This window comes from Tabrizicola piscis, from assembly GCF_003940805.1.
GTDB lineage: Bacteria > Pseudomonadota > Alphaproteobacteria > Rhodobacterales > Rhodobacteraceae > Tabrizicola > Tabrizicola piscis.
The window spans coordinates 1,366,170-1,389,023 of record NZ_CP034328.1; the positions used below are offsets into that span (position 1 = coordinate 1,366,170).

20 protein-coding genes are annotated in these 22,854 nt (G+C 63.6%); 3 read left to right on the forward strand and 17 right to left on the reverse strand.

The annotated features are described in order from the left end of the window. Nucleotides 1-25: 25 nt before the first annotated feature. Together EI545_RS06545 and putA are read right to left on the reverse strand one after the other, a co-directional pair. A complete protein-coding gene (locus tag EI545_RS06545) occupies nt 26-772 on the reverse strand; it encodes a rhomboid family intramembrane serine protease (RefSeq protein WP_125324720.1) in 747 nt (248 codons plus the stop codon). A 32-nt stretch (nt 773-804) separates the two neighbouring features. Continuing rightward, entirely contained in the window at nt 805-4,257 is a 3,453-nt protein-coding gene (putA, locus tag EI545_RS06550) for a bifunctional proline dehydrogenase/L-glutamate gamma-semialdehyde dehydrogenase PutA (RefSeq protein WP_125324721.1), read from the reverse strand. Nucleotides 4,258-4,360: 103 nt separating this feature from the next. On the opposite strand from putA, the gene EI545_RS06555 reads away from it, so the two are divergent. Next, the gene (locus EI545_RS06555) at nt 4,361-4,822 is read left to right on the forward strand and encodes an Lrp/AsnC ligand binding domain-containing protein (protein WP_125324722.1); all 462 of its coding nucleotides are present in this window, start codon (nt 4,361-4,363) and stop codon (nt 4,820-4,822) included. Nucleotides 4,823-4,854: 32 nt separating this feature from the next. Here the strand turns inward: EI545_RS06555 and EI545_RS21765 are convergent, their stop codons facing one another. Further along, complete coding sequence (locus tag EI545_RS21765; RefSeq protein WP_281275751.1) at nt 4,855-4,980, reverse strand: hypothetical protein; 126 nt, start codon at nt 4,978-4,980, stop codon at nt 4,855-4,857. A 157-nt stretch (nt 4,981-5,137) separates the two neighbouring features. On the opposite strand from EI545_RS21765, the gene EI545_RS06560 reads away from it, so the two are divergent. Beyond that, the gene (locus EI545_RS06560) at nt 5,138-6,256 is read left to right on the forward strand and encodes an aromatic ring-hydroxylating oxygenase subunit alpha (RefSeq protein WP_125324723.1); all 1,119 of its coding nucleotides are present in this window, start codon (nt 5,138-5,140) and stop codon (nt 6,254-6,256) included. 106 nt (nt 6,257-6,362) lie between these two features. Here EI545_RS06560 and EI545_RS06565 read toward each other — a convergent pair whose 3' ends face one another. From EI545_RS06565 to chvE, 7 genes are read right to left on the reverse strand one after another with little or no spacing between them, the layout of a single operon-like run. Continuing rightward, on the reverse strand, nt 6,363-7,871 hold the full coding sequence (locus EI545_RS06565; RefSeq protein ID WP_125324724.1) for an aldehyde dehydrogenase (NADP(+)): 1,509 nt from the start codon (nt 7,869-7,871) through the stop codon (nt 6,363-6,365). Nucleotides 7,872-7,922: 51 nt separating this feature from the next. Then, on the reverse strand, nt 7,923-8,840 hold the full coding sequence (locus tag EI545_RS06570) for a Gfo/Idh/MocA family protein (RefSeq protein WP_125324725.1): 918 nt from the start codon (nt 8,838-8,840) through the stop codon (nt 7,923-7,925). Next, on the reverse strand, nt 8,840-10,582 hold the full coding sequence (gene araD, locus EI545_RS06575) for an L-arabinonate dehydratase (protein WP_125324726.1): 1,743 nt from the start codon (nt 10,580-10,582) through the stop codon (nt 8,840-8,842). Before araD ends, EI545_RS06570 begins: the two co-directional genes overlap by 1 nt. Before the next feature lie 7 nt (nt 10,583-10,589). After that, nucleotides 10,590-11,582, reverse strand: coding sequence for an AraD1 family protein (araD1, locus tag EI545_RS06580; RefSeq protein ID WP_125324727.1), 993 nt, complete (start codon nt 11,580-11,582; stop codon nt 10,590-10,592). A gap of 12 nt (nt 11,583-11,594) precedes the next feature. After that, complete coding sequence (gene mmsB, locus EI545_RS06585; protein WP_125324728.1) at nt 11,595-12,773, reverse strand: multiple monosaccharide ABC transporter permease; 1,179 nt, start codon at nt 12,771-12,773, stop codon at nt 11,595-11,597. After that, complete coding sequence (gene mmsA, locus EI545_RS06590) at nt 12,770-14,299, reverse strand: multiple monosaccharide ABC transporter ATP-binding protein (RefSeq protein ID WP_125324729.1); 1,530 nt, start codon at nt 14,297-14,299, stop codon at nt 12,770-12,772. The genes mmsB and mmsA overlap by 4 nt, the downstream gene beginning before the upstream one ends. 52 nt (nt 14,300-14,351) lie before the next feature. Next, the gene (gene chvE, locus EI545_RS06595; protein WP_125324730.1) at nt 14,352-15,428 is read right to left on the reverse strand and encodes a multiple monosaccharide ABC transporter substrate-binding protein; all 1,077 of its coding nucleotides are present in this window, start codon (nt 15,426-15,428) and stop codon (nt 14,352-14,354) included. A 146-nt stretch (nt 15,429-15,574) separates the two neighbouring features. Here chvE and EI545_RS06600 point away from each other — a divergent pair, with 146 nt between their 5' ends. Next, nucleotides 15,575-16,528 (forward strand): LysR family transcriptional regulator, encoded by a 954-nt coding sequence (locus tag EI545_RS06600; RefSeq protein WP_125324731.1) that lies wholly within the window; start codon nt 15,575-15,577, stop codon nt 16,526-16,528. 44 nt (nt 16,529-16,572) lie between these two features. On the opposite strand, the gene EI545_RS06605 is transcribed toward EI545_RS06600, so the two are convergent. From EI545_RS06605 to EI545_RS06635, 7 genes are all read right to left on the reverse strand, one after another. Beyond that, nucleotides 16,573-17,295, reverse strand: a complete 723-nt coding sequence (locus EI545_RS06605; protein WP_216842501.1) for a FadR/GntR family transcriptional regulator — start codon at nt 17,293-17,295, stop codon at nt 16,573-16,575. A 22-nt stretch (nt 17,296-17,317) separates the two neighbouring features. Then, a complete protein-coding gene (gene yjfF, locus EI545_RS06610) occupies nt 17,318-18,301 on the reverse strand; it encodes a galactofuranose ABC transporter, permease protein YjfF (RefSeq protein ID WP_125324733.1) in 984 nt (327 codons plus the stop codon). After that, a complete protein-coding gene (locus EI545_RS06615) occupies nt 18,298-19,311 on the reverse strand; it encodes an ABC transporter permease (RefSeq protein ID WP_125324734.1) in 1,014 nt (337 codons plus the stop codon). The genes yjfF and EI545_RS06615 overlap by 4 nt, the downstream gene beginning before the upstream one ends. Then, nucleotides 19,308-20,834 (reverse strand): sugar ABC transporter ATP-binding protein, encoded by a 1,527-nt coding sequence (locus EI545_RS06620; RefSeq protein WP_125324735.1) that lies wholly within the window; start codon nt 20,832-20,834, stop codon nt 19,308-19,310. Before EI545_RS06620 ends, EI545_RS06615 begins: the two co-directional genes overlap by 4 nt. A gap of 103 nt (nt 20,835-20,937) precedes the next feature. Then, the gene (gene ytfQ / locus EI545_RS06625; protein ID WP_125324736.1) at nt 20,938-21,909 is read right to left on the reverse strand and encodes a galactofuranose ABC transporter, galactofuranose-binding protein YtfQ; all 972 of its coding nucleotides are present in this window, start codon (nt 21,907-21,909) and stop codon (nt 20,938-20,940) included. 359 nt (nt 21,910-22,268) lie between these two features. Continuing rightward, a complete protein-coding gene (locus EI545_RS06630; RefSeq protein ID WP_125324737.1) occupies nt 22,269-22,442 on the reverse strand; it encodes a DUF1328 domain-containing protein in 174 nt (57 codons plus the stop codon). 161 nt (nt 22,443-22,603) lie between these two features. Beyond that, on the reverse strand, nt 22,604-22,801 hold the full coding sequence (locus tag EI545_RS06635) for a CsbD family protein (RefSeq protein ID WP_125324738.1): 198 nt from the start codon (nt 22,799-22,801) through the stop codon (nt 22,604-22,606). Between the last annotated feature and the right edge of the window lie 53 nt (nt 22,802-22,854).

Sequence of the window (22,854 nt, forward strand, 5' to 3'; positions counted from 1 at the left end):
AAAATCCTTCGAAGGATTTTGGCCCCTAGTTCCGGCGGCGGGGAATGATCGGCACGGATGAGCGTGCTGCCTCGAACTGGGTCTCGGGGTGCGGCGGATGGCCTTGGGTCGCTTTCCAGTATCCCTCAGCCCCGCGCCGCAGCCAGAGCGGTACCGTCAGCACCATCCCCGCGATGAAGCCACCCGCATGCGCCCAATACGCAACCCCGCCGGCATCGCTTGGGGTGGACAGGCCGGCGAAGATCTGGATCCCGAACCACAGGCCCAGAACGATCCACGCCGGGATCGCAAATATCCGGAAAAAGATCACGAAGATGAACAGCACATCCACCTTTGCCCGGGGAAACAGCAGTAGATAGCCCCCCATCACCCCGGCAATCGCGCCCGAGGCCCCGACCATCGGGATGACGGAACGCAGGTCGGCAAAAGCCTGCAAGCCAGCGGCGGCAACACCGGCGGCAAGGTAGAAGAACAGGAAGGGAAGATGCCCCATCTCTTCTTCCAGATTGTCGCCATAGATCCACAAAAACAGCATGTTGCCCGCAAGATGCATCCAGCCGCCGTGCAGGAACATCGAGGTGACAATAGTCTCATACCCCTCGCCCGCCATGATGCGGGCGGGGACAAGGCCCCATTCCAGAAAGAAGAACTGCAGCTGGAAGTCGTTCTTGCCGACGAAGTAGCCAAGGAAAACCAGTATGTTGATCGCAATCAGGGCGATCGTCACATAGGGCGTTTTTCCCGAAGGATTATGATCGCGGATCGGAAACATGGGCGGCAGAGTTTCCGATCCGCGGGGGGCCGTCAAGCATCAGCGACAGCGGCCAAAAGCTGCGCGTTGCCGCCTGAGGCGGTGGTGTCGATGCAAAGGTGGCGCTCAAGGCTGACATGGCCTGTGTCGGGGGCGCCGATCAGGGGCAGGATCGCGCCCGCGCGGCTTGCCAGCGACCGCGCATAGGCCCGGCCCGCATCTGTATCGCCCCACCAGAGCGCACCGGAAAACCCGTGGAGTGTGGCCAGCGCTTCGGGTGCAAGGCCGGGGGCTTCGACGGCGTGACCACCCAATCTCCGGACCTCTGCCGCCTGTTCAAGCGCGGCCTCGCGCCCCGGGCCAAGGCAGAGGAGGGGCGCACGAGGGGTCAGCATCAGGCGATTCGATTCGCCGGTCGGGCCGGGAAGGTCGCAGACGACCGGGGCAAGCGCAGGCTGCGGCGCGGCAAGCGCCATGGCAATGTCTTTCACGGTCGTCGTTGCATCGCTGGGGGCGGCTTCCGGCGTCGGGGCTATGGTGAAGCGGCCAAGGTAGTGCGGGCCCCCCGCCTTTGGCCCGGTTCCGGACAGCCCCTCACCGCCAAAGGGTTGGCTGCCGACAACCGCGCCAATCTGGTTGCGGTTGACATAGGTGTTGCCCATGTGGAGCCCGTCGACAATGCGTTGCACCCGATCGTCAATGCGGGAGTGCAGGCCGAAGGTCAGCCCGTAGCCGGTGGCGTTGATCGCCTCGACCACCGCATCAATCTGCTGGGCCTTGAAGGTGGCGATGTGCAGCACCGGGCCAAAGATTTCGCGGGGCATGTCGGCAATGCCGCCAACGGACAGGACGGTGGGGGCGATGAAGGTGCCCTGCCCCGGCGCGGCCAGTTCCTTCAGGATGCGGCCCTCACTTCGGGCAGCGTCGATGTATGACCGGATGCCAGCCTGCGCTTCAGCGTCGATCACCGGGCCCACGTCGGTGGCAAGGTGCCACGGATCGCCAAGAGCAAGGTCGTCCATCGCGCCGAACAGCATTTCGGTGACCGTGTCGGCCACGTCCTCTTGAACATAGAGACAGCGCAGGGCCGAGCAGCGTTGGCCTGCCGATTGGAAGCTGGAGGCAAGGATGTCGCGGACGGCCTGTTCCGGCAGGGCGGTGCTGTCCACCAGCATGGCGTTCAGGCCACCGGTTTCGGCGATAAGGGGGGCTGTGGGATCAAGATGGTCGGCCATGCTGCGCCGAATGGCCTGCGCCGTGGCCGTCGATCCGGTGAAGGCGACACCGTTGACGCGACTGTCACGCGTCAGGGCAGCACCGATGCTGCCATCCCCGGGAAGAAGTTGCAGCGCAGTCTTCGGGACACCTGCGGCGTGAAGATGGTCAATCGCCAGCGTGGCGATCAGGGGGGTCTGTTCAGCCGGTTTCGCCAGCACGGCATTGCCAGCGGCAAGGGCAGCACCGATCTGGCCGCAGAAGATGGCCAAGGGGAAGTTCCACGGGCTGATGCAGGCAAATGTGCCACGGGCCGGGTTTGCAAGCGCTGTGGCCCCGGCGGCGTAATAGCGCAGGAAATCAACCGCTTCCCGCAGTTCGGCGATGGCGTCTGCCAAGGTCTTCCCCGCCTCGCGCGCCAGAAGGGCGAAGATGCGGCCGTGATCGGCCTCAAGCCGGTCAGCGGCGCGGTTGAGGACTGTGGCGCGGTCCGGTGCGGCGGCGGACCATGGCTCGGCCAGTCGCAGGGCGGTGTCTACGTCGGGTTGGGCGGCGGTCAGGACATGGCCCACGAGCGCGCCTGTGGCCGGGTTCAGGACCGTCTGTTGCAGGCCGCCGACAAAACGCCCCGCAAGCCGGGGGGCGGCGTCGAAGGTCACCTCGGCGTGGGCAGAGCGGGCAGCCTCGATCGCCATGAGGTCGGACGCATCGGTCACGTCCCAGCCCTTGCTGTTGCGGCGCGGGGCGAAAAGTCCGGGGCCGGTTGCAAGTGCGGGGCTGGGGATCGCGGTCAGGCCTTCGACCATGGTCAGCGGGCAGGCCGCCACGGTTGCGGGGGGCACGTCCTCATCGACGATCTGGTTGACGAAGCTGGAGTTCGCGCCGTTTTCCAGAAGCCGCCGGACGAGGTAGGCCAACAGGTCACGGTGCGCGCCGACGGGGGCGTAGATGCGGCAGCGGGTGGACTGGTCGGTCAGCACAATGTCATGCAGCCGTTCGCCCATGCCGTGCAGGCGCTGGAATTCGTAGTCGAGAGGGGTGACGCCGATTTCGCCCGCCAAGTGCAGGACTGCGGCCACCGTGTGGGCGTTGTGCGTGGCGAACTGGGGATAGATCCTGTCCGTCAGGGTCAGCAGTTTGCGGGCGTTGGCGATATAGCTGACATCGGTCGCCTGCTTGCGGGTGAAGACCGGGAACGAGGTCAGGCCAAGGACTTGGGCGCGCTTCACCTCGGCGTCCCAATAGGCGCCTTTCACGAGGCGGATCATGATCTTGCGATCAAGCCGGGTGGCAAGGGCGTGGAGCCAGTCGATCACCGCCCCTGCCCTGCGGCCGTAGGCTTGCACGACGACGCCAAAGCCGTCCCAGCCTTTGAGGGCGGGGTCGGAGAGGGTGGCTTCGATCACTTCCAGCGAAAGGGCAAGACGGTCGGCTTCCTCGGCGTCGATGTTGAAGCCGAGGCCGGCGGCTTTGGCAAGGGAGGCCAGCGCGCGGACCCGGGGTACCAGTTCCTCCATCACGCGGGCCCGTTTGGCGACCTCGTAGCGCGGGTGAAGCGCGGAGAGCTTGACCGAAATGCCGGGATTGGTGCGGATGTCATTGCCCTTGGCCGCGCGGGCGATGGCGGTGATCGCGCGGGAGTAACTCAGGTGATAGCGCCGCGCGTCGGCTTCGGTGCGGGCGGCTTCGCCCAGCATGTCGTAGCTGTAGGTATAGCCTTTGGCTTCAAGATCCTGGGCCCGGTCCATCGCCTTGTCGATAGTTTCGCCCAGAACGAAATTCCGTCCCATTTCCTTCATCGCCCGCGACACGGCGGTGCGGATGACCGGTTCGCCCAGACGCTTTACCGCGGCGCGGAGGTGGCGGGTGATGCCGCCTTCGGCATCGTCCAGCACCTTTCCGGTCAGCATCAGCGCCCAGGTGGAGGCGTTGACGAGGCTGGAGGCGGATTTGCCCAGATGGCGGCCCCAGTCAGAGGGGGCGATCTTGTCTTCGATCAGGGCATCCATCGTTTCGGCATCGGGGACGCGGAGCAGCGCCTCGGCCAGACACATCAGGGCGATGCCCTCGTCGGTGGAAAGGCCATATTCGGCCAGAAACACCTCCATCAACCCGGGCTTGGCGCTGGCGCGGATGCGGGTGACAAGGTCGGCCCCGCTGGCGGTAATTTTTGCGCGCGCGGGGGCGTCAAGGGCGGCTTCGGCCACCAGTCGGCGGACGAGGCCGGTTTCATCGGCAAGGCTTTCGGTCTGGATGACGGACCTGGACGACAGGGCAGAATCGGTGTGCATGGGGACCCTCGCTTTCCGCCCAGCATATACCCAAAGGGACAGGCTGTTTTCCCGAAGCTTTCCTGTTATGGAGGCGAAAGGCTGGATTCTGAAGGGAAAGCCAATGTCAGTTGACCGCGCTGATCTGGACCGTTTCGATCTTTCCATCCTGCGGGTGCTGCAGACCGAAGGGCGGATTTCCGCGGTCGAACTGGCGCGGCGGATCGGGCTTTCGAAATCACCCACTCAGGCCCGGATGAAACGGCTGGAAGAGGCCGGGGTGATCACCGGCTACCGCGCAATCCTTGACCCGATCCGCATGGGTCAGGCGCATGTCGCCTTTGTGGAGGTGCGGCTGTCGGACACGCGCGAGGCCGCGCTTACGGCGTTCAACAGGGCCGTTCTGCTGGTGCCCGAGGTGGAACAATGCCACATGATGGCATCAAGCTTCGACTATCTGCTGAAAGTGCGCACGTCTGACATCCAGGCTTATCGGCGCGTGCTGGGCGAAGTGATCTCCGCCCTACCGAATGTCGCCTCAACCTCGACCTATGTGGCGATGGAGGCGGTGAAGGAAGTGTTCTGACGGCACGAGGGGCATCCCTGCCCCCCTGCGAGTCAGTCCTTGGATTTGCCGGTCGAGATCGTGACCTTGGCATTGCTCGACGCCACGGAGACAGCTGGTTTTGCAGCCTCTTTCTTCGGCTTCTTCACTTCCTTGCGCTTGTTCATGCCCTTGGCCATGGCCGTGGTCTCCTTTTAATGGTGGCCCTGATGGGCCGTTAGGCCAACCCTATCCCCTTGGCCTTGGCTTTGCACGGGCATTTGCAGTCAAGCCGTGCGATGGGCTTGCCTCCGGCCGGGTCCGGCAGCAGTCTGACGACAACAAGGAGTGTCGATCATGACTCTTGACCCTGCCCAGATCGGGGCCGCCATCCAGCCGTTGAACCGGGCAAGGTCGATGCCCGCTGGGTTCTACACTGACCCTGCGATCTTTGCTGCGGAACGCGCGCAGGTGTTCCTGAAGCACTGGTTCTTTCTGTGCCGCGCCGAAGAACTGCCGGACCCCGGCGACTACCGCGCCTTTGACAGCCCGGGCGGGCCGATTGTCCTGATCCGGGGCAATGACGGGCAGTTGCGCTGCTTTGCCAACTACTGCCGCCATCGCGGGTCGATCCTGCTTGAAGGTTCGGGAAATGTGGGCGGACGGATCACCTGCCCCTACCACGCGTGGAGCTACCTGAACGATGGCAGGCTTTACGGCTGCCCGGACATGAAGGACGCCGAAGGGTTCGACAAGGTCGAGAACGGGCTGGTGGCGCTGGATCTGGACGCCTGGGAGGGGTTCGTCTTTGCCCGTTTCACCAAGGACGGGCCAAGCCTGCGCGACCATCTGGGGGATTTTCCAGACCGCATGGCCAGCCACGATCTTGGGAAGATGCGCTGCACCTGGCGCATGACCCTTGAGGTGGACTGCAACTGGAAACTGATCCTGGAAAACGCGATGGAGACGTATCACACCGGGATCGTGCACAAAAATACCGTGGGCGCGCAGCAGTCGCGCACGCCGGCCACGGTGGGGGACTGGATCTGCATTCAGGTCATCTCGGGCCGGTCGATTGCCACGCTGACGGATGAGGTGCCGCCGTTCGACCCGATCCCCGGCCTTGATGCCGAGGCGCGGCAGGGCACCTATTTCACCGTCGTCCTGCCAACAGTGCAGTTCGCCGTGGCGCAAGATTGCCTGTGGTGGCTGAAGACCTTGCCGGTCAGTGCCAACCGCACCGTGCTGGAGGTGGGCGGCTGTTTCCCGGAAAGCCGCCTGCTGCAGCCCGACTTCGCCCACCGTGCCGCGCCCTATTATGACCGGTGGGAACGGGTGGCCCGGGAAGATGTCGGCATTCTTGAAAAGCAGCAGCGGGCGCTGTCGTCGGCTCTCTACCGGCCAGGTCCGCTGTCGTGGCGCGACGACATGGTTCAGGCCATGGGGGTCTGGGTGCTGGACCGGCTGGGGATCTGATGCGGCAAGGCGAACGGCCACGATGAAACAACCGGCCCCATGACGCGGGGCCGGAGGATTGCGACCAAAGGCGCCGACACTGTGGGACAGCAACGGCGCCGTAAGCTTAGCTCACAAGGTCGCTTGGAAGCAGCCCGTCGGGCATGTTCTGATAGCACACAGGCCGTAGCCAGCGGCGGATCGACAGCGTGCCGACCGAGGTTGCGCCGAAGTTGGTGCTGGCGGGATAGGGGCCGCCGTGGACCATCGAATCTGCCACTTCGACCCCGGTCGGGAAGCCATTGGCAAGCACGCGACCGGCCTTGCGCTCCAGCACCGGCATCAGCGTCTGTCCAAGGGCTGTGTCTTCTGGATCAAGGTGCAGGGTGCAGGTCAGCTGGCCCTGCAGGCTATGGGCGATCAGGGTCATCTGGGCTGCGTCCTTCACCCGGACGATCACGCCAAGGGGGCCGAAAACCTCTTCCGCAAGCAGCTGATCGGCAAGCCAGTCTTCGCCCGAGACTTCGAACAGGTAGGGCGTCGCTTCACGGGCGTCGCACAAAGTCGTGAGGATGCTGCGCACCCCCTTCCCGGCTGCCACCCTGTCGCGGCCCGCGCGGTATGCAGCGGCGATCCCGTCGGTCAGCATGGTCTGGGGGCCGACCTTGGCAACGGCCGCATGCGCTGCCGAAACAAAGGCGTCGGCGTCAGGGCCGTCCATGACGATGGCGATGCCGGGGTTGGTGCAGAACTGGCCCGCACCCATGGTCAGGCTGCCAGCCCAGCCTTGGGCAATGGCAGCCCCACGGGCGGCAAGCGCGTGGGGAAGCAGAAACATCGGGTTGACGCTGCCAAGTTCGCCGAAGAAGGGGATCGGGTCAGGACGGCGGGCGCACAGGTCAAACAGCGCCCGTCCTCCGCCAAGGGAACCTGTGAACCCGACAGCGCGGATCAGGGGGTGGGTGACCAGCGCCTCACCCACGTTGCGGGACCCACCCTGCACCAGACTGAAGACACCGGGGTGCAGATCGCAGGCAATCCGGGCGGCGTCGATGGCTTGGGCCACAAGTTCGCTCGTGCCGGGATGGGCGGAGTGGCCCTTCACGACCACCGGGCACCCAGCGGCAAGCGCGCTGGCGGTGTCACCACCGGCAACGGAAAAGGCCAGCGGGAAGTTCGACGCGCCGAACACGGCGACCGGCCCGATGGGGCGTTGGATCATCTTGAGGTCGGGGCGTGGCAGCGGCTGGCGATCAGGCAGCGCGGGGTCATGGCGGCGGTCAAGGTAGGCACCGGCGCGGATGTGGCTGGCGAACAGGCGCAACTGGCCGGTCGTGCGCCCGCGCTCGCCGACCAGACGCGCGGCGGGAAGGCCGGTCTCCTGCGTCCCGATTTCGGTGATCGCATCGCCACGGGCGTCGATCTGGTCAGCGATTGTTTCAAGGAAGACGGCGCGCTGATCCCGGCTGGTCGCGGCGTAGGAGGGGAACGCGGCCTCGGCCCCTGCACAGGCCTGCGCCACAAGATCAGGGGTGCCGACCGCAAAGTCATGCGCTGGCCCATGGGCTGGGGAAGAGGCGAAGGTTCCTGGACCCGCAAGCCAGGAGCCTGCGATGAGGTGTTTGCCAGTCAGCATGTCAGTTTCCTTGGATCGGTGGCGCGCCGGGGTGCCCGGCCCACCGTGGGGTCAGAAGTCGAAGGGATCGGTGAACAGGCGGCGGCCAAGGGTCAGCGCATCGGCGACATGGACCATTGGCGACAGATCGACGTCAGAGGTCCCGTCGGCGACCAGCTGTGCCATTCTGGCATAAAGCGCCGGGTATTCCCCCATGATCGAGTTTTCGCCCGCAACTTCGACCCCGCCAAGTTCCAGCCGGTTGCCCCCCATCCGCAGGGCAAGCGGGCCGGCGTTGGTGTCAACCTCGATGTTCCAAGTCTGCGGACCGGTCTGGCGCCAGTCGAATTCGGCGGTGACGCCACCGGAAAACGCCAGATCGGCGGCGATGGGGGTCTGGCGATTGGCAGGGAACGTCAGGGTCGCACTGGTCAGATGGACCGGAGCAGGGAGAATCTCTGTCAGGATCGACAAGGCATTGATGCCGGGATCGAACACGCCCATGCCGCCGGGTTCGAACACCCAGTCCTGACCGGGATGCCATTTCCGCACATCCTCGCGCCAGGTGATATGGGCGCGGGTGACGGTCTTGTCGGCCAGCCATGCCTTGGCTGGCGCCACAGCATGGGCCATGCGACTGTGCCAAGTGGCGAAAAGCGTCAGGCCCTTGCCAGCGGCCATGGCCTGCAGCGTGTGCACTTCGGCCAGTGTTGCTCCCGGAGGTTTTTCCAGCATGACGTGCCGCCCCGCCTGCAGGGCGGCTTCGGCATAGGCATAGCGCGGGACGGGCGGCATGCAGAGCGACACAGTGTCGATGTCCGGCCGGGCGGCGAGCATTTCGGCAAAGTCGGTGTAGGCGTCGATTCCGTCCACCGAACCGGAACGCGACACGGTCGCCGCCAGCTCCCAGTCAGCGCTGGCCGCAAGCGCGGGCACATGCTGGTCCCGCGCGATCTTGCCGATGCCGACGAGGGCTATCTTGCGGGCCATCAGTGGCTGTCCTTGCCCACCGGGGCACCCCGGCAACCCTTGAGGAAATCAAGGTCAGCCCCGGTATCCGCGCCTTCGACATGGGCATGGTGCAGCCACGCATACCCCCCGGCGGGGGCTGCCACGCTGGGCGTCCACGCTGCCAGTCGCGCGGCAAGCTCGGCCTCGGGGATGTCGAGATGCAGGCGGCGGTTCGGCACGTCCAGTTCGATCATGTCGCCGTTCCGGACCACCGCCAGCGGTCCGCCCGCCGCCGCTTCGGGCGAGGTATGCAGGACCACTGTGCCATAGGCCGTGCCGGACATGCGCGCATCTGAAATCCGGACCATGTCGGTGATGCCCTTGCGTAGGATCTTGGGCGGCAGGCCCATGTTGCCCACCTCGGCCATGCCGGGATAGCCTTTGGGGCCGCAGTTCTTCAGCACCATGATGCAGGTTTCGTCGATGTCGAGCGCTTCGTCGTTGATCTTGGCCTTGTAGTCGTCGATCCCCTCAAACACGACAGCCCGCCCGCGGTGGGTTAGCAGCGATGGCGTCGCCGCCGACGGTTTCAGAACCGCCCCTTTTGGCGCGAGGTTGCCTTTTAACACCACGATGCCGCCGGACTGTGTCAGCGCCTTTTCTTTCGGCAGGATCACATCCTCGTTGTGGTTCTGCACGTCCTTGACCTGATCCCACGCGGTCTGGCCGGACACTGTCAGCGCGTCCTTGTGCAACAGCCCCGCTTCGCCCAGCCGCTTGATCACGACGGGCAGGCCACCGGCGTAGAAGAATTCTTCCATCAAATACTTGCCGGACGGCATCAGGTTCACGATGGTCGGCACGTCCCGACCGCAGCGGTCCCAATCATCCAGCGTCAGGTCAATGCCCACCCGGCCCGCGATGGCCAACAGGTGGATGACGGCGTTTGTCGACCCGCCGATGGCCGCGTTGGTGCGGATGGCGTTTTCGAACGCTTCCTTCTTCAGAATGTCCGAGGGTTTCAGGTCATCCTTGACCATCTGCACGATCCGCCGCCCGGTCAGATGCGCCATGACGCGGCGGCGGCTGTCCACCGCCGGAATGGCGGCGTTGCCAGAGAGTGCCATCCCCAGCGCTTCGGCCATCGAGGCCATGGTAGACGCGGTGCCCATCGTATTGCACGACCCGGGAGAGCGGCTCATCGACGCTTCGGCCTCAAGGAAATCTTCCTTGGACATCTCGCCCGCTTTCACCGCTTCGGAGAACTTCCACAGATGCGTGCCGGACCCGACCCGTTCGCCGCGGAAATGGCCGTTCAGCATCGGCCCGCCGGTCACCACGATCGAGGGCAGGTCGGTGCTGGCGGCGGCCATCAGAAGGGACGGCGTGGTCTTGTCACAGCCGACCATCAGCACGCAGCCATCCATCGGCTGACCGCGCATCGCCTCTTCCACCGCCATGGCGGCGAGGTTGCGGAACATCATCGCCGTGGGCCGGAAGGCGGATTCGCTGGCCGAGAACACCGGCACTTCCACCGGAAAGCCGCCGGCTTCGTAGATGCCGAACTTCACCTTTTCGGCCAGATCGCGCAGGTGGGCGTTGCACGGGGTAAGCTCTGACCAGGTGTTCAGGATACCGATCACCGGGCGGCCATCGAACAGGTCAGCGGGCAGACCCTGATTTCGCATCCAGCCGCGGTGATAGATGTTGTCCTTGGACGTGCCTCCGAACCATTCCTGCGAGCGGAGTTTGCGGGGCCAGGCGGCGGGTTTGAAGGTCATGTCACTCTCACAGGGCTTTGGCAGTCACGGCGCCGCTTTCAGCAGGCGCGATGGCGAGGGGGTTTCGTAGCGGCAGCCCGAACGGGGCGGCCTCGATTTCAAAGGTATCGCCGGGTTGGGGTACCAGTCCATCGGCAAAGGACAGGGTGGCCGTGCCGAACATGTGGACATGCAGGTCCCCCGGTTGGCGGAACAGGCGATACTTGAAGTGGTGATGTTCAAGGTTGGCAAGGGTGTGGGACATGTTCGCTTCGCCCGACAGGAAGGGCTTTTCGAAGATGACCGCCCCGTCCCGCCAGATGCGGCTGGTGCCGCGGACGTCATGCGGCAGGTCCCCGACAAGGATCTCTGGCCCGAAAGACGCTTCGCGCAGCTTGGAATGGGCAAGGAACAGATAGTTGATCCGTTCGGTCACATGGTCGGAGAATTCGTTCGCAAGGGCCCAGCCAACGCGAGCCGGACTGCCGTAAGCATCAATCAGGTAGATCCCGGCCAGTTCCGGCTCTTCGCCGCCATCCAGCGCAAAGCCCGGGCTGGTCAGCGGATGACCGGGGGCAACGGCGGTGTGGCCATTGCCCTTGTAGAACCATTCCGGCTGCACGCCGACTTGGCCCGGTGCGGGGCGTCCGCCCTCCAGCCCCATGCGGAACATCTTCATGCTGTCGGTCAGGTTTTCGGCACCGTCCAGCTTGGCGTGCATCGCGTCACGGGTGGCGGCCGAGCCAAGATGCGTCAACCCTGTGCCGGTCAGGTGCATATGGGCTGGGTCCGGGTGGCTGATCGGCAAGGCAAGGTGGCCCTTCGCGGCAAGCGACACCAGGTCAACCGCTTCGCCCAGACCATGCGCGGCGATGACGGCGGTAAGCGGTTGGCCCAAGGACAGGGCTTCGGTCGCCAGGGCATAGGTGCTGGTCGCACCGCGCACGATGGCGGATTCCGTCCCCTCACGCGCGACCACGGCAAGGCTGCCATCGGGTTTCAGGATTTGTGACAACAGCATCTTGGCCCCGCCCTATTTCGATTTGTTGTAAACGTCGAAGATCACGGCGGACAAAAGCACCAGCCCCTTGATCACCTGTTGATAGTCGATGCCGATGCCCATGATCGACATGCCGTTGTTCATCACGCCCATGATCAGAGCGCCCACGACCGCGCCAAGGATCTTGCCGACCCCGCCTGACATCGACGCCCCGCCGATGAAGACCGCCGCGATCACATCAAGCTCGAACCCCGCCCCGGCCTTGGGGGTGGAGGAGTTCAGCCGCGCAGCGACAATCATTCCCGCAAGTGCCGCCAGCACGCCCATGTTGCAGAAGGTCAGGAACACCAGCCTTTCGGTCTTGATGCCCGACAGCTTGGCCGCCTTTTCGTTGCCGCCCAGCGCGTAGATGCGGCGCCCGGTGGTCATGTTCTCGGTAAAGAAGGCGTAAAGGACGGTGAGCGCGGTCAGGATGATCACCACGTTCGGCAGTCCGCGGAAGGTGGCCAGCTTGTAGCCGACGAAGATCAGCGCTGCTGACACGACCGCGTTGCGGATAACGAAGACCACCATCGGTTCAGGCTCGATCCCGAAGGCAGCATCGCGTTTGCGGGCCTGCCAGCCAAGGATGACGATTGCCAGCGCACAAAGGCAGACCAGCGCGATGGCGGTCACGTTGGGTTTGTCGACGCCAAAGACGTCGGGGACAAAGCCGGTGGACAGCGACTGGAAGGTTTTCGGGAACGGCCCGATGTTCTGCCCGGCCAGCAACCACAGCGTCAGGCCCCGGAACACCAGCATCCCGGCAAGGGTCACGATGAACGACGGAATCCGCCAGTAGGCAACCCAGTAGCCCTGAGCCGCGCCGATCAGCAAGCCGACGAACAGGCACGCGGGAACCACCGCCCAGACGGGCCAATCCAGATTGACCGTCAGCACGGCGGCAACCGCGCCGACAAAGCCGACAACCGAACCGACCGAAAGGTCAATGTGGCCAGCCACGATGACCAGCAGCATGCCAAGGGCCATGATGATGACGTAGGAGTTCTGCAGGAACAGGTTGGTGATGTTCTGCGCAGACAGGAAATCGACATCTTCGAACACGCGGACGACCACGACGAAGAACAGGACGATCGCGACCAGCGCCATCAGCATCCCGTTTTCGCGCAAGTGCCCGCCCAGATGCGAACTGAGACCTCTCGCCTCGCTCATGCGGCTTTCCCTTCTGCTTGCAGGATCAAGGCCATGATCCTTTCCTGGCTCGCCTCGGATCGGGCAAGCTCGCCCACGATCCGACCTTCGTTCATCACGTAGATCCGGTCACACATGCCCAGAAGCTCGGGCATTTCGCTGCTGATCATCACGACTCCGCGGCCCTGTGCGGCAAGGTCGTTCATGATGCCGTAGATTTCGAACTTGGCACCGACGTCGATCCCGCGAGTGGGCTCATCCAGGATCAGCACTTGCGGATCGGTGAACAACCATTTCGACAGCACGACCTTCTGCTGGTTGCCGCCCGACAGGTTGACGACGCGCTGCATGACGCCGGGCGTGCGGATATTCATCGCGCGGCGGTACTCTTCCGCCACCTGCGTTTCACGGCGCAGGCTGAGGACGCCCTTGCTGGATACGCCAAACAGGTTGGCCAGCGTGATGTTGCGGACGATGGGTTCTTCCAGCACCAGCCCAAGGACCTTGCGGTCTTCGGTGACATAGGCCAGCCCGGCGTCGATGGCCCGCGCCACAGTCGAGGTATCGGCAACCTTGCCGCCCAGCGTGACCTGACCCGAGATGGTCTGGCCATAGCTGCGTCCGAACAGGCTCATCGCCAGTTCGGTGCGTCCGGCCCCCATCAGCCCGGCAATGCCGACGATTTCACCCCTGCGGACATGGAAGCTGGCGTCGTGGATCATCTGCCGGTCCTTCTGGTCCGGGTGCCAGACGTTCCAGCCCTTCACCTCCATCAGCACTTCGCCGATGTTGGGGGTGCGGTCAGGGTAGCGATGCGCCATGTCGCGGCCCACCATGTCGCGGATGATGCGGTCTTCCGAGATATCCGCCTTGTTCAGCGTCGATACGGTCGCCCCGTCCCGAATGATGGTGATCCGGTCGGCCACGCGGCCGATTTCGTTCAGCTTGTGGCTGATGATGATCTGCGTGACGCCTTGCGCCTTAAGCTCCAGCATCAGGTCAAGCAGCTTCTGGCTGTCGTTTTCCTGCAAGGCGGCGGTGGGTTCATCAAGGATAAGCAGGCGGACATCCTTGGCCAATGCCTTGGCGATCTCGATCAGCTGCTGCTTGCCCACACCCAGCTTTTCGACCTTGGTCGTGGGGGCCTCGCTCAGGCCGACCTTGCGCAGCAGGGTTTCGGTTTTCTGGAACGCCTCGGCCCAGTTGATCACGCCGCGCTTTGCAACCTCGTTGCCCAGAAACAGGTTTTCGGCAATCGACAGAAGCGGCACCAGAGCCAGTTCCTGATGGATGATGATGATGCCGCGATCTTCGGAGTCGCGGATGTTCCGGCAGGTCAGCGGCAGACCGTCGTAGAGGATATCCCCCTCATAGGATCCATGCGGATAAACGCCCGACAGCACCTTCATCAGCGTGGATTTGCCTGCGCCGTTTTCACCGCAGATCGCATGAATCTCGCCGGGTTCGACGGTCAGGCTGACGTTGTCCAACGCCCGCACGCCGGGGAAGACCTTGCTGATCCCCCGCATTTCCAGAAGTGGTGCCATGGTTCCCCCCTGCGGTTGCCCGCCCCTGCTATGGCAAGGGCGGGCAATCAGATTACTGCAGTTGCTCGGCGGTGTAGTAGCCGGAACCGACAAGAACCGCCTCGTAGTTCGAGGCGTCAACAGGCTGGCTGGCCAGCAGGTAGGACGGCACGACCTTGACCCCGTTGTCGTAGGTCGTGGTATCGTTGATCTCGGGTTCAGCCCCGGAGAGCACCGCATCGACCATGGCAACGGTCACTTTGGCCAGTTCGCGGGTGTCCTTGAAGATCGAGGAATACTGCTCGCCCGCGATGATCGACTTGATCGACGGAACTTCGCAGTCCTGACCCGTGACGATCGGCATGGCCAGATCGCCCGAACCATAACCCACGCCCTTGAGCGAGGACAGGATGCCGATGGACAGCCCGTCATAAGGTGACAGCGCGCCATGCAGCGCCTTGTCGCCGTAGTTCGAGGACAGAAGGTTGTCCATCCGGGACTGGGCCACGGCACCGTCCCAACGCAGGGTGCCGACCACGTCCATGCCCATCTGGCCCGACGGGATGACGATGTCGCCCGATGCGATCAGCGGATCAAGGATCGACATCGCGCCGTTGTAGAAGAAGAAGGCGTTGTTGTCGTCCGGGCTGCCGCCGAAGAGTTCGACGTTCCACGGTTTCACATCTGCAAAGCGCTCTTTCAGGCCGGCCACAAGGCTTTCCGCCTGCTGCACGCCAACCTTGAAGTTGTCGAAGGTGGCGTAGTAGTCGACCGAGCCGCTTTCACGGATCAGTCGGTCATAGGCGATGACTTTGATCCCGGCGGCGGCGGCGTTGTCCAGCGCGTTGGACAGGGTGGTGCCGTCGATGGCGGCGATGACCAGGGCCTTGACGCCCTTGGTGATCATGTTCTCGATCTGGGCCAGCTGGTTGGGGATGTCATCCTCGGCGTATTGCAGGTCGGTGGCGTAGCCTGCCGCCGTGAACTGCTCGACCATCGAAGACCCGTCCGAGATCCAGCGGGCGGACGATTGCGTCGGCATGGCGATGCCGATGGTGCCCTTGTCTTGCGCGAAGGCGGGCAAGGTGAACGTCGATGACGCAGCCGCAGCACCGCCAAGCGCCAGAAGCGCCCTTCTTGAAAGTTGCATATGTGTATCCTCCCTGGCCGCCATTGTGGCGGCGATAGCCTTGCGGATGCCAAGGCAAAGCCCCGGTGCAGCCGTGTCACCCCTCTTGCCGGGCAAATGCATATCGGTCAAATGATATAGCGGAATACAAACATGGCGGATTTGATATGAAACAGGGCAAATCGGCTATCCCCCTTGCGCACCGTGGTCTCAAGCTGACGCATCTGCGGCTGATGGCGGCGCTGGCCGAAGCCGGGCAGATTTCGGCTGCGGCAGCGCAGATCGGGATCGCCCAACCCGCCGCATCCCGCCTTCTGGCCGAGATCGAGCGTATCCTGGGCGAGCCGGTCCACCACCGGACCGGCAGGGGGATGTCGCTGACATCGGTGGGGCAGGCCTTTGCGTTGCGGGCGCAACGCATCCAGCTGGAACTGCGCGATGCCGCCCGTGACATGGCCGAAGCGGCGTCAGGCGGGGTCGGACATGTGCGGATCGGGTCCGTCACCGGCCCCGCGATTGACCGGGTTCTGCCCGTGCTGCGCAACGCCCGGCTGACCGCCCCGCAAGTGACCTTCGAAGTGATCGTGGGCCCGTCGGATGTGCTGTGCGAAAACCTTTTGTCCGGGCGGATCGACTTTGCCATTGGCCGACTGCCGGAAGGGCCCAGCCGAGACTTGCTGACCATCGCACAGATCGCGCCGGAACCAGTATCGCTGGTCACAAGGCGCGGACATCCGCTGGCGCAACACCCGAACCCGACCGTTGCGGACTTGCTGCACTATGACTGGATCATGCCTCCGCCCGAGTCGCTGCTGACGCGGACGGTGCTGCGACGCCTGCAAGCGCATGGGGTTGAAGCGCCGCCGCAGCGGCTGTCCACGGCGTCGTTCCTGCTGACCTTCGCCTTGCTGCAGCAATCGAATGCCATTGCCCCGCTGGCGCTGGCCGTGGCCAACAGCTTTTCGCAGCCGATTGACAGCCCCTACACCCAGTTGGCTGTCGATCTGGGGATCGAAGTAGAGCCGTTCGGGCTGGTGACCCGGGCGAGGTCGGTCCTGCCCCCGACCGCAGCCCGGATCGCGCATGAAATTCAGGCCCTGACCCTGCCCCTTGCGGGATGATCCTGAGGTCGGAAGTCAGGCGACCGTCAACCTGCGGTGCCGGGTCAGTCCTGTGATCTGTTCAAGATCCAAGCCCGGTCAATCGCAAGGACCATCGCCATCGACTTGGCAACCAGGGCGCCATCGCCAGACCCGACGCCATCGGCCATGGCCTGATAGTGTGGTGCCTTCTGGGCGGCAAGATCTTCGACCCCGGCGGCGATGCGCGGTGCGGTGGCCTGAACGACCCCGAACTCGACCAGCCCTGAGGCCGCGCGCAGGAAGGGGTTCTGGGTGGCCTCGCAAAGCGTGCGGTGAAATTCGAACTCAGCCAAAGCGAAGGGTTCGGCCATGCGACTGGTGGCGTTGCGCTGGTGCAGCCAGTAGACCAGCATCCGCAGCTGTTCGGCGCTGCGCCGTTCGGCCGCAAGCGCCGCTGTCTGCAACTCGATGGTTTCGCGAAGTTCGACAAAGCTTGCCAGAAAGGCGGCGTCCGGCCCGGCTTCAAGGATCCAGGCCAGCACCTGACGGTCATAGAGATTCCACCGACTGCGCGGCAGCACCCGGGTGCCCACCTTGGCGCGCGCTTCGACCAGCCCCTTCGCCTCCAGCGTCTTCAGCGCCTCACGCAAAACGGTGCGCGAGACGCCGTAGGCGTCCATCATCTCAGCGTCGTTTGGCAGGATGGTGCCGACGGCAAAACGGCCCCCTGCGATGCCAAGGCCCACTTCGGTAATCACATATGAGTGGTAATTCCGCGCAGTTTGCCGCCCGGAGAGCAAACGCACCAAGCTCCCCGGTTCGCTCATGTCACGTCTTCCAAAGGGCCTTTCTGCCGGGCGCACGCGCCGAGGCCGAAAAGACCAGTCGCTGCAGAAGGATGAACATAAACAATAGCGCGCCGATGACAATCTTCGTCCACCAGCTGGACAAGGTGCCATCGAACACGATGTAGGTTTGCACCAGACCCTGCAGCATCACGCCGATGAAGGTGCCCGCGATAAAGCCGTATCCGCCGGTCAGAAGCGTGCCACCGATCACCACTGCGGCAATGGCGTCAAGTTCCACCCCAAGGGCGGACAGAGAATACCCGGCCGATGTGTAGAGCGAGAATACAATTCCGGCGAGCCCGGCCAGCGTCGAGGACAGCGTATAGATCAGGATCGTGGTGCGGGCGACAGGCACACCCATCAACGCGGCCGAGGTTTCATTGCCGCCAAGGGCGTAGACGTAGGACCCAAACCGGGTGCGATGCGCCAGAACCATGCAGACGGCAAAGACCGCCAGCATCACCAAGCCAATGATCGTTAGACGACCACCGCCGGGAAGCAGAATGTAGCTTTTGGAGATGGTGGTGTAGACCTCATGCGTGATCCCGATGCTGTCAGGTGACAAGACCGACGCGCCACCGCGGGCGAGGAACATTCCGGCAAGGGTGACGATGAAGGACGGCACCTTCAGGTAGTGGATGGCCGCCCCCATGACCGCGCCGAAGGCGGCCGAGACGACCAGCGCAATCGCAAATGCCAGCAGCGGATGCATATTCGCCCACATGATCAGCGTGGCGATCAACACGGTGGTAAACCCGATGACCGCCCCGACCGACAGGTCGATCCCGCCAGAGATGATGACAAAGGTCATCCCCACTGCGGCAATGCCAAGAAAGGCGTTGTCGGTCAGGAAGTTGCCCAGCACCCGGGTCGACAGCATCGCCGGGAACTGCAGGATGGCAGCCAGATAGGCCAGCGCAAAAATCGCCGTGGTGGCCAGAAGCGGACGCATCGCGCGGTTCATGTGGACTTGCCTTTCCGAAGGGGTGCGGGGGCAAAGCGGCGCGACAGCCACTGGCTGGCCATCGGCGATTGCAGCATCAGGATCAGGATGATCACCCCGGACTTCACGACCAGATTGAACTGCGGCGAAAAGCCCGAGATCAGGATGCCCGTGTTCATCGCCTGAATGATCATGGCGCCGACCACGGCCATCGGGATCGAAAACCTGCCGCCCAGCAGCGAGGTCCCGCCAATGACCACGGCCAGAATGGCATCAAGCTCCAGCCAGAGCCCGGCGTTGTTTGCATCCGCGCCCCGAATGTCACCGGCCACGATCAGCCCCGCTGTGGCCGCGCAGAAGCCCGCGAAGGTGTAGACCAGCAGCAGCAACAGGCGGCTCGATATCCCCGCAAAGCGCGCGGCGGACCGGTTGACGCCAACCGCTTCGATCAGCAGGCCCAGCGCGGTACGGCGCACGACAAGCGTGGCGATGACCATCAGGCACAGCGCAATCACTGTCGGCATGGGCAGGCCAAGCAGGGACCCGGTGCCGATGAAGATCAGGACCGGGTCAGAGAAGGTGACGATGGACCCCTCGGTCACCAGTTGGGCAAGGCCACGCCCGGCGACCATCAGCACAAGCGTGGCGATGATCGGCTGGATATCAAGGAACGTCACCAGCACCCCATTCCAGAGGCCGCACAAGAGGCCGACAAGCAGGGCTGCGGCCACCGCGACCATGGCGGGGGTGCCATTCGTGACCATGACCGCAGCGACGGCTCCGGCAATCGCCATGACCGCGCCGACCGACAGATCGACGCCCTTGGTGGCGATCACCGCCGTCATGCCGATGGCCAGAATAGCGACCGGAGCCCCCCGGTTCAGCACGTCGATCAGGCTGCCGAACAGCCGACCATCCTGCCATGTGATGTCGAAGAACCCGGGGAACAGCAGCCAGTTGATGAACAGCACCGCGGCCAGCGCTGCGAATTGCGGGCGCAAGAGCGCGCCTTTCCAGTTCAGCCGCTTCATGCCGCACCCTCGCCCACGCCGGTGTTTGCCGCGATTGCCGCAACGATGACGGACGGGGCGATGTCTTCGCCCTTCAGTTCGGCCACCATCTCTCGGTCCCGCATCACCACTACACGGTTGGAATAGGCGACAACTTCATCAAGTTCGGACGAGATCACCAGCAACGCCAACCCTTCCTCGCGCAGCCGGGTGATCGTGCGGACAATTTCCGCATGCGCGCCTACGTCAATACCGCGCGTCGGTTCATCGAGGATCAGGAACGACGGGTCGATCGCCAGCCAGCGCGCAAGGATGACCTTTTGCTGGTTGCCCCCCGACAGCAGCTTGACCGGCATGTCATGGTTGGCGGCGCGGATGTCCAGATCTTCGGCATAGCGCCCGGCGATTTCATCCTGTTCATCCCGGGTCAGGGCCCGGAACCATCCCAGCTTCGCCTGAAGCGCGATGATGATGTTTTCGCGCACCGAAAGGTCGCCAAAGATCCCGTCCAGCTTGCGATCCTCGGGACAGAAGCCAAAGCCCGCCGCCACGGCCTGAACCGGGTTGCGGATCGTCACGGTCTTGCCGCCGATGTTGACCTCACCGCTGTCAGACGGATCGACCCCGAACATCAGTCGGGCCATCTCGGTCCGCCCCGAGCCAAGAAGGCCTGCAACACCCACCACCTCGCCCTCGTGCAGGGTCAGGGTGAAGGGGGCCACGCGTCCCACCCGGCCAACATTGCGAAACTCGACCCGGGTTGGACCCTGAACGCTTTCGGCGATGCCGATGGCGCGATGGTCATGGGCAAGGTCCTTGCCCAGCATCATCCGGACCACTTCGGTTGCGGTAAGCTGCGACAAGGCCTTAGTGCCGATCAGCCGACCATTGCGCAGGATTGTCACCCGGTCGGCAATCGCAAAGACCTGATCCAGAAAATGCGTGATGAAGATGATCGCAAGGCCGCGTTCCTTCAGGCGGGCGACCACCTGAAACATCTTTTCCACTTCATTGGCATCAAGGCTGGCGGTGGGTTCGTCCAGCACAAGGACCTTGCCCGAAAGCTCCACGGCACGGGCGATGGCGACGATCTGCTGGACGGCGACCGAGTAGCTGCCCAACTCGGCCCGCACATCGATTTCCAGACCATAGGTCGCAAGAAGTTCGCGCGCGCGGCGGTCGATCAGCTTGCGTTGCACAATGCCAAAGCGGGTGGGCTGGTGGCCCAGAAACAGGTTCTCGGCCACCGAACGGTTGGGCAGCAGGTTCACCTCCTGGTAGACCGTGCCGATACCGTGGCCTTGGGCGTGCAGGGGATCGTTGAACCGCAACGGTTGCCCATCCAGCAGAATCTCGCCCCCATCGGGCTGGTATGCCCCGGTCAGGATCTTGATGAGGGTGGATTTCCCCGCCCCGTTTTCGCCAAGCAGGGCATGCACTTCGCCGGCGTGCACCGCAAAATCGACCGCGTCCAAAGCCCGGTGCTGGCCAAAGATCTTGACGATCCCACGCGCCTCGACCACGGGCGCATCCCCTGATGCCATGCCGATCCCCTTTATCCCTGCCTGCCACTGTTCCGCTTTTGACCGCCACATGCAATTTCTGTCGGCCGGGTTGCCCCGGCCGACAGACGTGGCGGGAGGAAACTTAGTAGCCCAGACCCTTGCGGCGGTCATACTCGCCCTGCGGATCGTCGGCAGGTGTGTAAAGCTTGGATTCGGTGATGATGAACTTTTCCGGGACGGTCCCGGCATTCAGGTAGGCGTCCAATGCGGCAAAGGCCGGGCCTGCCATGTTGGGGGTCAATTCCACCGTCGCGTTCGCCTCGCCCGCGACCATGGCGGCGAAGATGTCTGGCACGGCATCAATCGAAACGACCAGAATGTCGCTGCCCGGCTTCAGGCCCGCATCCTTGATCGCCTGGATCGCGCCGACGGCCATGTCATCGTTGTGCGCATAAACCGCACAGATGTTGGCCCCGCCGCCTTCGGCCTTGAGGAAGCCCTCCATCACCTCTTTGCCCTTCGAGCGGGTGAAATCGCCGGTCTGGCTGCGGATGATGGCAAGATTGGCCGCGCCAGCGATGCCTTCCTCGAAGCCCTGCTTGCGGTTGATGGCTGGCGACGATCCAACCGTTCCCTGAAGTTCGACCACGTTGCACTGCCGGTCGCCCACTTCGGCCACCAGCCATTCACCGGCCACGCGACCTTCCTTGACCTGATCCGACGCGACTGAGGTCAGGTACAGGTCTTCCGGGGCGTCAATTCCACGGTCAAGCAGCACGACCGGGATGTTCGCCTCTTTCGCTTCGGTCAGCACCTCTTCCCAACCGGTCGCCACGACCGGGGCCACCAGAATGGCGTCCACGCCCTGTGCAATGAAGCCGCGGATCGCCTTGATCTGGTTTTCCTGCTTTTGCTGGGCGTCGGCGAACTTGAGGTCGATCCCCAGTTTCTCCGCCTCGGCCTTGGTGACCGAGGTTTCTGCGGCCCGCCAACCGGATTCTGACCCGATCTGCGAAAAGCCGATGACCTTGCCCGACAGACCCTCGGCATAGGAGGCCGAGGACAACAGTGCTCCGATGCCCGCGGCCAGCGCGAGCGTCTTGATGATTTTCATGATTCCTCCCAAGGATTTTGCGGAAGGCGTCTCCACTCGCCGACCTTCGACAACGGTAGCAAAAGTAATACTATATGTAAAATGCGAATGTGTGGTGTCCGCCATCCAGAGCTTGGCTGCAAACATATGAAGAATATAGATTTTCTTTTAATTTGTGCTTGCTGCGCTGCGGCTTGCGCGCGCTGCGGCGCGGCGCAACTGTCCTTGGCAGGCAGCTTGCTGGACGTTTTTCAAGGGCAACTCGGCTACCGGGAATCGCCCCTTAAGGTGCATTCCTGGGGGCCGATCCCCCCAAGAATGCATTTGGCCCCGATGTTGCCATCGGGGCCCGAGGTTTTGCATGGGCGCATCGCCGCAACTTACAGCGGCGGGCGGCCCCGGACGGCGCGCGCGATCAGCGCCACGACAAAGAGGACGATGAAGACAAAGAACAGGATCTGCGCAATGCCTGCCGAGGTCCCGGCGATACCGCCAAAGCCAAGTGCAGCAGCGACAAGCGCGATCACAAGAAATGTTACGGCCCAACCCAACATGGGGGTCTCCTTTTTCCAAGTGGAGTTTTCAGTCGATCTTCAGATGCAGAACCAACCCGTTGATCGACGATCAGTTCCAGCAGTGCGCGAAAAAAGATAGGTAACGAAAAAGGCGCGTCCGAAGACGCGCCTTTCCATGGGTCACAGATACCTGCGAGGGATCAGAGCCGTTCGAACCAGGCATCCACCTCACGCTCGGCGTCATTCTTCGCCTTGCCGTACTTTTCCTGCACGAGGCCGACCATCTGGTCCCGCTTGCCGGCAACCCGATCGAACTCGTCGTCGGTGATGTCGCCCCAGGTTTCCAGGGCCTTGCCCTTGTACTGCTTCCATTTGCCTTCGACTTGGTCCCAGTTCATGGCAGTCTCCTTTGAAAACTTCGACGCTGTGTTGCGCCAGACAAGGTGACAAC